This is a genomic window from Polaribacter sp. BM10 (assembly GCF_002005425.1).
In the GTDB taxonomy this organism is placed as follows: domain Bacteria; phylum Bacteroidota; class Bacteroidia; order Flavobacteriales; family Flavobacteriaceae; genus Polaribacter; species Polaribacter marinaquae.
Genome location: NZ_CP019704.1, coordinates 2,643,823 through 2,654,248, shown reverse-complemented (window position 1 = coordinate 2,654,248; position 10,426 = coordinate 2,643,823). Strand labels below are relative to the sequence as shown.

At 31.5% G+C, this 10,426-nt stretch carries 7 protein-coding genes; 3 read left to right on the top strand and 4 right to left on the bottom strand.

Features of this window, described 5'->3' with window-relative positions:
- Nucleotides 1-23: 23 nt before the first annotated feature.
- The 3 genes from BXQ17_RS11770 to BXQ17_RS11760 all read right to left on the bottom strand — a co-directional run bounded on the left by BXQ17_RS11770 (nucleotide 24) and on the right by BXQ17_RS11760 (nucleotide 7,672).
- Entirely contained in the window at nucleotides 24-4,070 is a 4,047-nt protein-coding gene (locus BXQ17_RS11770) for a CshA/CshB family fibrillar adhesin-related protein (protein ID WP_187661400.1), read from the bottom strand.
- 353 nt (nucleotides 4,071-4,423) lie between these two features.
- Nucleotides 4,424-6,760 (bottom strand): DUF11 domain-containing protein, encoded by a 2,337-nt coding sequence (locus tag BXQ17_RS11765; RefSeq protein ID WP_149025903.1) that lies wholly within the window; start codon nucleotides 6,758-6,760, stop codon nucleotides 4,424-4,426.
- A 147-nt stretch (nucleotides 6,761-6,907) separates the two neighbouring features.
- Nucleotides 6,908-7,672 carry a TerB family tellurite resistance protein gene (locus tag BXQ17_RS11760; protein ID WP_077810843.1) on the bottom strand — a complete coding sequence of 255 codons (765 nt, stop codon included), beginning with the start codon at nucleotides 7,670-7,672 and terminating at the stop codon, nucleotides 6,908-6,910.
- 157 nt (nucleotides 7,673-7,829) lie between these two features.
- Between BXQ17_RS11760 and BXQ17_RS11755 the strand changes: the two genes are divergently transcribed.
- The 3 genes from BXQ17_RS11755 to BXQ17_RS11745 all read left to right on the top strand — a co-directional run bounded on the left by BXQ17_RS11755 (nucleotide 7,830) and on the right by BXQ17_RS11745 (nucleotide 9,211).
- Nucleotides 7,830-8,240 (top strand): BrxA/BrxB family bacilliredoxin, encoded by a 411-nt coding sequence (locus tag BXQ17_RS11755; protein WP_077810842.1) that lies wholly within the window; start codon nucleotides 7,830-7,832, stop codon nucleotides 8,238-8,240.
- 74 nt (nucleotides 8,241-8,314) lie between these two features.
- The gene (locus tag BXQ17_RS11750; RefSeq protein WP_077810841.1) at nucleotides 8,315-8,548 is read left to right on the top strand and encodes a hypothetical protein; all 234 of its coding nucleotides are present in this window, start codon (nucleotides 8,315-8,317) and stop codon (nucleotides 8,546-8,548) included.
- Nucleotides 8,549-8,551: 3 nt separating this feature from the next.
- A complete protein-coding gene (locus BXQ17_RS11745; protein WP_077810840.1) occupies nucleotides 8,552-9,211 on the top strand; it encodes an HD domain-containing protein in 660 nt (219 codons plus the stop codon).
- Between the two features lie 194 nt (nucleotides 9,212-9,405).
- Here the strand turns inward: BXQ17_RS11745 and BXQ17_RS11740 are convergent, their stop codons facing one another.
- Nucleotides 9,406-10,275: an AraC family transcriptional regulator gene (locus tag BXQ17_RS11740; RefSeq protein WP_077810839.1), complete on the bottom strand. Its 870-nt coding sequence runs from the start codon at nucleotides 10,273-10,275 to the stop codon at nucleotides 9,406-9,408.
- Nucleotides 10,276-10,426: the final 151 nt, after the last annotated feature.

The window sequence follows — 10,426 nt, the reverse complement described above, 5'->3', positions numbered from 1 at the left end:
TTCCATCTTTTTAAATTTATTTTTTAATTATTACTGTTAGGTGTAGAATCTTTATCTGTTTCTGATGTAGAAAAGATTTCTGTATTGTTTGTAATAATTACACCTAAAGTATTTATTGTTGCTGCTATTTTAAGTTCTACAGAGTCATTAATTCCTATTGTAAGAGAACTTAAATCCCAAATACCAGTTGTTGGGTTGTAAGTTGTATTTGTTGCAATTACAGAACTTGCTGCATTGTATGTTAAACCTGCTGGAAGTAAATCTCTTACCTGAACATTTGTTGCAGGTTGAGGCCCCGAGTTAGTTAACACCAATGTAAATATTACTGTTTCACCAATCTTTAAAATTGGTTTATCAACCTTTTTTGTTATGTTTAAATCTATAGCACAAGCTAAACTTACATTTGCATCTTTAACATCGTTTGTAGAGGCTTGAGTAAAACCAGTTGCTCCTTGGCCACTAACAATAGGACTTCCGCTTGCATCTACATTAGCCCCTAAATTTTGTGAACTTCCACCAACACTACCTCCTGTAAAAGTTGATAATTTATCTAAAGTTAATGTTGCTGCACCTTCAATTGCATCTGGACATCCGTCATTGTCTGAATCTGTGTCAAAAGAATCTATAATACCGTCATTGTCTGTATCACAATAAAGATAAATACCAAAAGCTACAGCTTGTTGAGCAGTACCCGGACTATTTACAGAAACGTTAATTGATGTTGAATTTTTAGAAAAATATAAACTATTCCCTCGATCATCATCATCAAAAGTATCTACTACTGTTAATCTTTGATTACTGGTCGTAAAGTCTCCAAATGTTGTTCCTCCAAGACCACTTTTCCCTTCTAGAAATGTCCAGTTTCCTCCATTAGAATCAAAAATTATAGATTCGCCTCCAGCTGCTGTTGTACTTTCAGAGTCTATTGCTATAATATCTAAAGGATATGGCATCCCATTTTTGGTAGCAGTAAAATCAACAGTAAACGAAAAAGAAGTAGTTGCAGCATCTCCATACAAACTTTCTTGTGTACCAGAAGTATTATATAAGTCTCCAATTAAAGCTTGAGGCCAAGTTTTTAAATCGCTAGTATTTACCCCTCCCCCTGTTGCAACAACATTAGAAAAAGTAGCAGTAATAATAAGATTATTAATGGTAAAAGTTTGTGTATCCCCATTATTTAAGGAGCCTCCGATGTCTGACCAATTAAAAATATATAATTGATCTTGAAAAGCTCCAGTACCTGATGTTGAGTTTGCATAACTAGGTTGATCGCAACGCTCTTCTGATAAATCTAAAATACCATCATTATCATCATCTACATCTACCGCATCTGGTATGCCGTCTTTATCATTATCATCACAAGTAATAACTGCTGTATTTAAATAATAAGCATTTGGTGTTGCATAAGAAGCTGTTGTTACTTTCCCTTGTCCATCTACCGTAGGAACTCCTGAACCATAATAACCGTTATTATCTGAATCTGCATCTGCTAAACCATTATAATAAGCCTCATCTGCATCTGTACATCCATCATTATCACTATCTGAATCTAAATAGTTTGGTATGCCATCTTTATCAAAATCACATGGAGCTTCTTGACTGTACCTAAACTCATCAATACCAAAATTATCTGCACCAAAACTATCTGTAATATAAGTTGAACTATGCTTAATTTCTATAGTAGAAACTGGCCTTGGTTGAATAAAACCAATAAAAGTTTCTAAATTTTGACCTACAGTAATATTAGATAAAAAATTACCTGAACCATCTTTTAAGGTAACCAAACCAGAAACTCCAGAACCAACGGATTTATCTGGCCCTATTTTAAATATAAGTATTCCATCTGCATAAATCCCCCATTCATCTTCAAAACTACCAACAGATCCATGATCAAAATAATCTACCAAATCAAAACCAAAGCTGTAAACTGGGTTTGTAAAATTAATAAACACACTTGTTGTTAGATTTTGATCTGTTTCAGACCTGGCGTCTCCTGGAACAATTGAATAACCAGAACCAGAAGCGCCAGATATAAATGAATCTGCATTTGTTACACTTATACCAACAGTACTTGTATTTGCAGCAGCACTAACATCTGAACTTAAGGTAAGTGTTCCGTTTGAAAATGTTGTACTTGTGAAATTACTTTCAGACACAACAAAACTTCCCGCCTCTGATATTGCTCCAGACCAACCTGACTCTATATACCCATTTGCATTTGTGTTATTTGAAACTGAGAAATATCGACCGTGAGAACTCTGATAAAAAGACGCATCTGCGGCTGCACTTAAAGGAGTCACGGGGCATTCTATAGAATCTAAAATTCCATCATTATCATCATCTAAATCTACACTATCTGGCACACCGTCATTATCTGTGTCATAACAAGCAGATATCGTTTCATCTAAATAAACAGCATTAGGTGTATTATATGAGGCTCCTACAACCTTACCTTGACCATCTACCGTTACTAAGCCATTCCCATAAAACCCATCATTGTCACCATCTACTCTTAAAGTTGTTCCAAAATATGCTTCGTTAGCATCTGTACAACCATCGTTATCAGAATCTGTATCTAAATAATTTAAAATACCATCTCCATCAGTATCACATGAACCCGTTCCGTAGACAAAATTATCTATACCGTGCGGATCTCTTGCTGATGAGGATATACTACCTGATTCTACTCTATGTATAACTTGTATCTGAGTAATTGGTGTTTGTGAGATAAAACCAATTGTATTCTCTATATTTTGACCAGCAACAACAGAACCAACATTAGTACCACTGCCATCGATAACATTTAAATTACCTGTACCATCATCTCCCAAAAATCCTCCTGTAAAACCTACATACTCTACACCATTAATAACTAAGGAATAAGTACTTATTGGATTGCCTGTTGTAATAGTGTCAAAAATATCGACCAAATCAAAACTAAATGCCGTAACTGGTGTTGTAAAGTTAATAGTTGTTGTATAAGTGTCTCCTGCTTGCCCTCCTTGGTAAGGTAAAATGTAAACACCTTCTCCAATATTTCCTGAAAAGAAATTTGAAGCTGTTGTAGTTCTAAACTCATCATTATTGGTTGGCGAACTATAATTTACCCCATAAGTTATTGTACCATTGGCAAAAGAAACCGTAGAATTGGATGCCGAACCTGCACCTGTGGCTCCTGTTACAGTAAATTCATCTGGACCACTTAATACTGTTAAAGAAACACCTTTATCAAAAGCTGCTTTTTCAAAACCAGACTCTTTATATCCTAGTGCATTAGTATTGTTACCGGCAACATAAAAATCATAAATATCTCTACTATATGATATTGCATCTGCTTCAGGTAAAGCAGCACCTGAAATTGACTGGCACTCATCAACATCTAAAATACCATCATTGTCATCATCTAAATCATTTATATCTAATACTCCGTCTCCGTCTGAATCTAAGGGACCAGGTAGTTGAAATGTTACGTTTATATTGTCAACTGCAATATCACTCGTAAACTGAGTACCTCTAGTTGCTTGAAATCTTAATTTAACAAGTTTCTTATCAAAATAACTCAAATTTATCGGATTTGTTCTTAACCAATTATTACCTTGATTACCCGTTATTGTAAAAACATTGGTTAAAGTACCTTCATAATCTACAAAAACATCTAAAGACCCCATAGCGTTTGCATCTAATGAATTGGCCCACATGTGAAAATCGAATACTAATTGTACATTTTCTTTACCCCTAAAATCATAAACCTTCTCTATCCAAGCCACATCTCCAGTGGTACCACCAGTTGCCTCATAATAAATATATGTTGCGCTTCCAGAACCTGTTGTTGGTCCAGTATTTGGACTTGGCGTAGAACCAGTAGTTCTTAACCAATTACTTTGGTCTCCTGCAATATTTACCCAGCTATCAAAAGATGTTTCAAAAGTGTCTTGAGCCAAAGATGTATTTGTATTAGCAATGACAAACAACAGCATTAGAAAAACTGGTAGTAAAGTCGCATTCTTTCTTGTTAAAGAAAAATTATTCTTCAACTTAGATATGCTATGTGATATGTAATTTTTCATAATCATATATAATTGTATATAACCTTTAACCTACTATTACTAATAGTAATTACAGATTTGTATTTGTATAAAGAAATGTATTTAAGTGCTAGAAAAATATTTTCTGAAAACCTTAAAACCAAAGCACAGATAAAATTATTCTTCTTTAAAAATGGAAGTGATGTAAGAAGTAATTTTGAGTTCATACGCTTTTTGGGGGTTAAAAAGTACAATCAAAACAAATTTAATAAAAATTTATAATATTTATTAACAAATGTTAATGTTTTTCTTGAAAACAAAATTAAAACATAAGAGTATATTAAAATAAATCTATCGATAAAATGCGTTTTAAGCGCGATGAAGTGCGGTATTGCTTAGTTTTCTGAATTAGAAAAAGAGTCTAAATCTTTTTGTTCCGTCTTAAAAATTTCTGTTTTATTTACTATTAAAACATTTAAGTTTTTAACTTTAGCATTTATTTTTAAGGAAATCGAAGTGTTTTTAGCCAAATTTATTGATGATAAATCCCAGATACCTGTAGTAGCATTATAAGTTGTATTTGTTGGGATTTCTGACCCTAGAGACACAAATTCTAAACCAGCAGGAAGTAAATCTTTAACCTGTACACCTGTAGCTGTATCTGGCCCTTGATTACTTAAAATTAGTGTAAAAACTACATTTTCGTTTAATTTAACTATTGATTTATCAACAGTTTTAATTAAAGACAAATCTATTTTTTTTGATACCAATGTAAAGCTTTCAATCAAATCATCTTCAGAATCGTTGCTATCTATTTGATCTTGTGTATTAGAAACCACATTAGAAAAAACACCATCTTCTGGCTTATTAGGTACTTTCGATACAAATTTTAAAGTAAACAATTCTCCAGCTTCCATAGTACCAATTGTCCAATCTGGACTTACCCAAGTACCTTGACTTGGAGTAACACTAATTAAATCTAACTGTGTTGGAAAAATATCTCTAATGACTAAATTAGTTACAGGAAACAAACCAAAACTTTGAACTGTTACCGTAAAATTTACTTCATCTCCGTCTGTTAAATCTCCAGAAATATCTGAAGTTTTTTTCACTACAATATCCGGATCACAATTAAAAACGTCTACAGTTTTAGATGAATAAGAACAGGTCCCTTCTGTAACAACCAAATAATATTCTCCAATACTATCTGGTGTATAGACTGCAGATGTTGCTCCCGCAATTATATTTCCGTTTTTATACCATTGATAGGCATCAAAATTTTTAGAACTTTCTTCTAAATTTCCAGAAGGAAAACAACCACCACCAGTAATTTCTACACCAACAACAGGCACTGTATCAAACCCAGAAAAATAACCTGCTAAACCTGCATTAGCACCTAAACTCATAAAAGTACCAACAGCTATTGGCCCAGAAGAATTAACATCTATTTCACCAGACAAACCATTTACGTAAAAAGTTTTCCAATCTGAAGTTCCTGCCGGAAAAACAGGTGTTGGCAAAGGTACTAAAACACCATTTTCTCTTACTTTAATATTTGTATTTGGCGTTAATGCAGACGCAATTATTGTAATTGCAGATTCATTTGTAAGCGAACCTGCAATTCTATCAATATCGGATATTTCATCCATTAAATTTGGTAACAGACAGTTTACCGGCGCTATAAAGTTCATACCAATTGTCTGAATTTTATTTCCAGGAGCTCCCTGTAAACATTGATATGCATACGCCTCTCTAGACGTTGTAACATACATACTAGCACCTGCACTTGTAGAAGAATAATTACTACCCGGAATCTCTAAATATTCTCCGTCATTAATTGTACCAATTAAATTACCACCTGCAAATACCTGCGTATTATTCTGAGTTGCAACAATTATTGGAAATTCTGATTCGTTTGTACCATTTCCTCGAACAAAAACATATTCTCTACCGAGATTTTCTACTGCTACAGGTTGATCTATACCAACATCTCTACTTTGACTGCCGGTTCTTACACCAACATTTAAACCTCCATTACTAATTACAATTGGCTTTGTTGCTTCAATCTTGGCACCCAACCATCCATCAATATTAGAAATACTTTGATTTTTAACAGCCTCTAAAACAAAAGATTGCCCCTTATTTAAGTTTATTGTTTGAGAAGTAGCTGTAATACCTCCGGCATTGGTTCCTTTTCTGAATACTACACCATTATTATAACCAGAAACAGTTACAACTGTGCCGTCTTCTGTTGCTATCATACCAAGTGTTGTAGATAGTTTTCTATTATTATTATCTGTTGCTCTGTTTGGTATTCCTCCCCATCTAAATTCTGTTCCTTTAGCTTTTGAACCTTTTGAAGTTAAAGATCCAGCTTGTGCACTAGATCTTCCTCTATAATTTACATAAAATTTTTGCCCGCCAGGAGCAATAATTCTTAAACCCGCAGTTGATAAAACTTCTCCGGTATTTGTATTTGTTACTAAAGTTATATTATTATCTCCGTTACCTAAACCGTTAGAATTATCAAATATTTTACCAGAACCTTTAACTAAACCTGTAAGAGTTAACAATGGAGTTATACTATTACCTCTATAAATCTCTATGGGAAAAGGTGTCGTTTCTGGAGTTGAAAAATATACCGCTTGCTGCTGTATACCTGCGTTATTAAAAACTTGTTTTAAAGGTGGTAAATAATGCTCACTATCTAATTGAGCATAATTATTTGACACACAAAATACTACAATTATAAATGTAAAAAATAATTTTATTGAAGTAAATTTTAACAAAGGCACTTTTAAACTCAAACTAGTTTTTTAAATGATGATTCTAATTACATAAAGTTCAAATTTATGCATTTTTATTTACATAGATAGCTTTTACATTCCTCTCTCTTTCTTTATTCGATCGTAAGCTTCTTGTATCCTTTGAAATTTTTCATTTGCACCTTTTAAATGCTCTTCACCCAAGTCTTGTAATTTATCTGGATGGTATTTTTTAACCATTTTTCTATATGCCTTTTTAACCTCAGCGTCTGTTACAGATTTCGAAATTTCTAAAATTTTGTATGCATTATCAGACTCATCATAAAACATTGCTTTTATAGAAATATAATCTTTATCATTAATATATAAATAACCTGCAATTTTTCTAATTTCTTCTACTTCACTTTCCGTAACAAAACCATCTGCTTTCGCAATACCAAATAAGAAATGTATCAATTGCAATCTAGATGCGTGAGGCATGTGTTGCCTAATCTGAATACAGACTTGGCGTGCAGAAATATCTTTTTTAACAATACCGTTAAACAACTTAAAAGCACTATTTGCTCTTTGTTTACCATACATGTTTACAAACTGATTTCTTACAAAATCTAGTTCTTTTTCGTCTATTTTACCATCAGATTTAATTACAATAGACGCTAAAACAAGTAAACTCATTTCAAAATCTCCAGACTGTGTATTATTACCACCTCTTGATTTACCAGAATTTCTTTGCCTTTCGTAATCTATTCTTTCTTGCTTTAAATCATCTTCAGAAAAACCATCTACAAAACTACCTATTGCAAAACCAATTGCAGCACCTATTGGCCCTCCAAAAGTAAATCCTAAACCCGCACCTAACCATTTTGTAAAATTTCCCATATTCTTTTTTTGTATGTTTTCAAAGATATGAAAACTACATTTTTTAAGACAAAAATTAGTGCATCAATTTTATTGATATATGCATTGAAACATCAATATCTATAAAGTTGAATTTTACTGAACTAATACTTATCTTTGTACTTTAAAATAAACAATTATGTATCCAGAAGAATTAGTAAAACCAATGCGTGATGAGTTAATTAACGCTGGTTTTGAAGCATTATATACAAGTGAAGACGTTGAAAACGCAATGTCTAAAGAAGGTACAACTTTAGTAATGGTTAACTCTGTTTGTGGTTGTGCTGCTGGTACTGCAAGACCAGGTGCAATTGCATCTTTAGGAGCAGATAAAACACCGACAAACTTAACAACTGTTTTTGCAGGTGTAGAAAAAGAATCTACACAAAAAGCACGTGAGTTTATGGTTCCTTTTCCTCCTTCTTCACCAGCAATTGCCTTATTTAAAGATGGTAATTTAGTGCATATGTTAGAAAGACACCATATAGAAGGTAGATCTGCACAAATGATTGCTCAAAATTTAGCGCAAGCATACGAAGAATTTTGTTAAGCAACTTATATTAAAGAATTCAAAAATCCATTCTAATTAAGAATGGATTTTTTATTTTTACTAAAATTATTAAAATGGCATTTACAACATATACTAAACAAGAGCTTACTAAAAAGCTAAAGACTCAAAAAAAAATGTTTGCAATAAAGTGTGTTGTAATTGTTTTAATGATTTTCTTTTCAATATTTTCTACTATAGAAAATGGTATGTCTTTTCATACATTTTTACCATTATTTTTTATACCGATGAGCATCTATATGTTTATAGAAATGAAAAAAATAAAAACAGAATTAGCTTCTAGAAAATAAAAAATGAATCAAGAAAAAATTATTACAACAACAATTGCATTTGTAAAAGAAGAATTAAAAAATGCAGAAGGTGGGCACGATTGGTTTCATATAGAACGTGTTTTTAAAAATGCAATATTAATTTCTAAAGAAGAAAATGTAGATGTTTTTGTTGTGTCTTTGGCAGCTTTATTACACGATATTGCAGATTCAAAATTTCATAACGGAGACGAAACAATAGGGCCCAAAGTTGCAAACGATTTTCTTAAAAAACAAAACGTTGAACCTACAATCATTAAACACGTTGTAGACATTATAAATAACATTTCTTTTAAAAACTCTTTCGAAAATACTAATGCCAATTTTAATTCTAAAGAATTAGAAGTTGTCCAAGATGCAGATAGATTAGACGCAATTGGCGCCATTGGTATTGCAAGATGTTTTAATTATGGAGGTTTTAAAAATAGAGCGCTTTACGACCCTGAAATTATTCCTAATTTAAATATGACAAAAGAGGAATATAAAAACTCTAGCGCACCAACCATCAATCATTTTTATGAAAAACTTTTACTTTTAAAAGATAAGATGAATACTACGTCTGGAAAAAAGATTGCTGCAGAAAGACATCTTTTTATGGAAACTTTTCTAAAACAATTTTATGAAGAGTGGAATGGTGTTAAATAATTAAAAATTATAATTTATATAAAATCAATAATCAGAACTTATAATTTTTAACACCTTAAAATGGTTTTTAAAGAAGTTTTTATTTTATCAAACCCAATTATAAAACTCAACTCAAATAAAGCTTTTAAAATCCTTAATTTTGATTATTTTGATGAAATCGGATAAAAATTTATAGTTCTAAACTAATTTTTTCTCTACTGAACTAAATTTAACATTTCACTTCTATACTTTGAAGCAGATTTCCCCGTAAATTCTTTAAACAATTTATTAAAGTGAGAAAAATTGTTAAAACCACACTCAAAACAAATATCTGTAATACTCATATTACTTTCTGATAATAATTTTGTTGCATGCACAACTCTATATTCATTTACCAACTTGGTAAAAGTTTTAGAGGTTGTTTTTTTAAAGAATCTACAAAACGCCGGAACCGTCATACTTACTAAGCCAGCAATTTCATCTAAACTTATATGTTGATTAAAGTTCTCGTTAATATGTTTAAATATAATATCAATCTTACTGCTGTCTTGCGGTTGAGTTTCAAAAGCAAAACCATCTGCATTTAAAATAGTATAATCATCTGTTAAAGCCAATTCTTTTAAAATATGTAAAAAAGAAATAATTCTACTTGCTCCTTCTAAATCTGCTAACTCTTCTATTTTTGCTCCAATTCTCTTTTTAATTTCAATATTAAAACGGATTCCTTTTTTTGCACGCTCAAATAATTGATCAATAGCAATCATTTCTGGAATCTTAAAAAATTCTGCTCCTAAAAAATCTGGCTTAAACTGTATTAAGGTTTCAGAACCATTTGTAGTTAATCGATCTGTAAAACCTAAATGTGGTAAATTAGAACCTATAAGTACTAATTGACTATTATTAAAATAACTTATATGGTTACCAATATGTCTTTTACCTTTTCCTTTATTAACGTATACAATTTCTATTTCTGGATGAAAATGCCAAAATGCTTTATTCTCCTTTAAAAACTGTACGTGTTTTTTAACCAACAAAGAACTACCAAAACTTGGCGTAATTTTTTCTAAAGTAGGTTTTGTTTTCATTTAAATAATTTAAGCTACAAAATTACAACACTTAAATGTAATAAAATATATAAAATTAACTTTATTGTACACTAAATTAACCTACAACGAAATAGTTGGTATTTGTGATGATAATTTAGCATATATATTAATCAATTTTGATGTTTTTGGG

Excerpts from the sequence above, each read along its gene's own strand:
- BXQ17_RS11770 (WP_187661400.1), bottom strand. The coding sequence starts at position 4,070 with ATGAAAAATTACATATCACATAGCATATCTAAGTTGAAGAATAATTTT.
- BXQ17_RS11745 (WP_077810840.1), top strand. The coding sequence starts at position 8,552 with ATGAATCAAGAAAAAATTATTACAACAACAATTGCATTTGTAAAAGAA.
- BXQ17_RS11760 (WP_077810843.1), bottom strand. The coding sequence starts at position 7,672 with ATGGGAAATTTTACAAAATGGTTAGGTGCGGGTTTAGGATTTACTTTT.
- BXQ17_RS11740 (WP_077810839.1), bottom strand. The coding sequence starts at position 10,275 with ATGAAAACAAAACCTACTTTAGAAAAAATTACGCCAAGTTTTGGTAGT.
- BXQ17_RS11750 (WP_077810841.1), top strand. The coding sequence starts at position 8,315 with ATGGCATTTACAACATATACTAAACAAGAGCTTACTAAAAAGCTAAAG.
- BXQ17_RS11755 (WP_077810842.1), top strand. The coding sequence starts at position 7,830 with ATGTATCCAGAAGAATTAGTAAAACCAATGCGTGATGAGTTAATTAAC.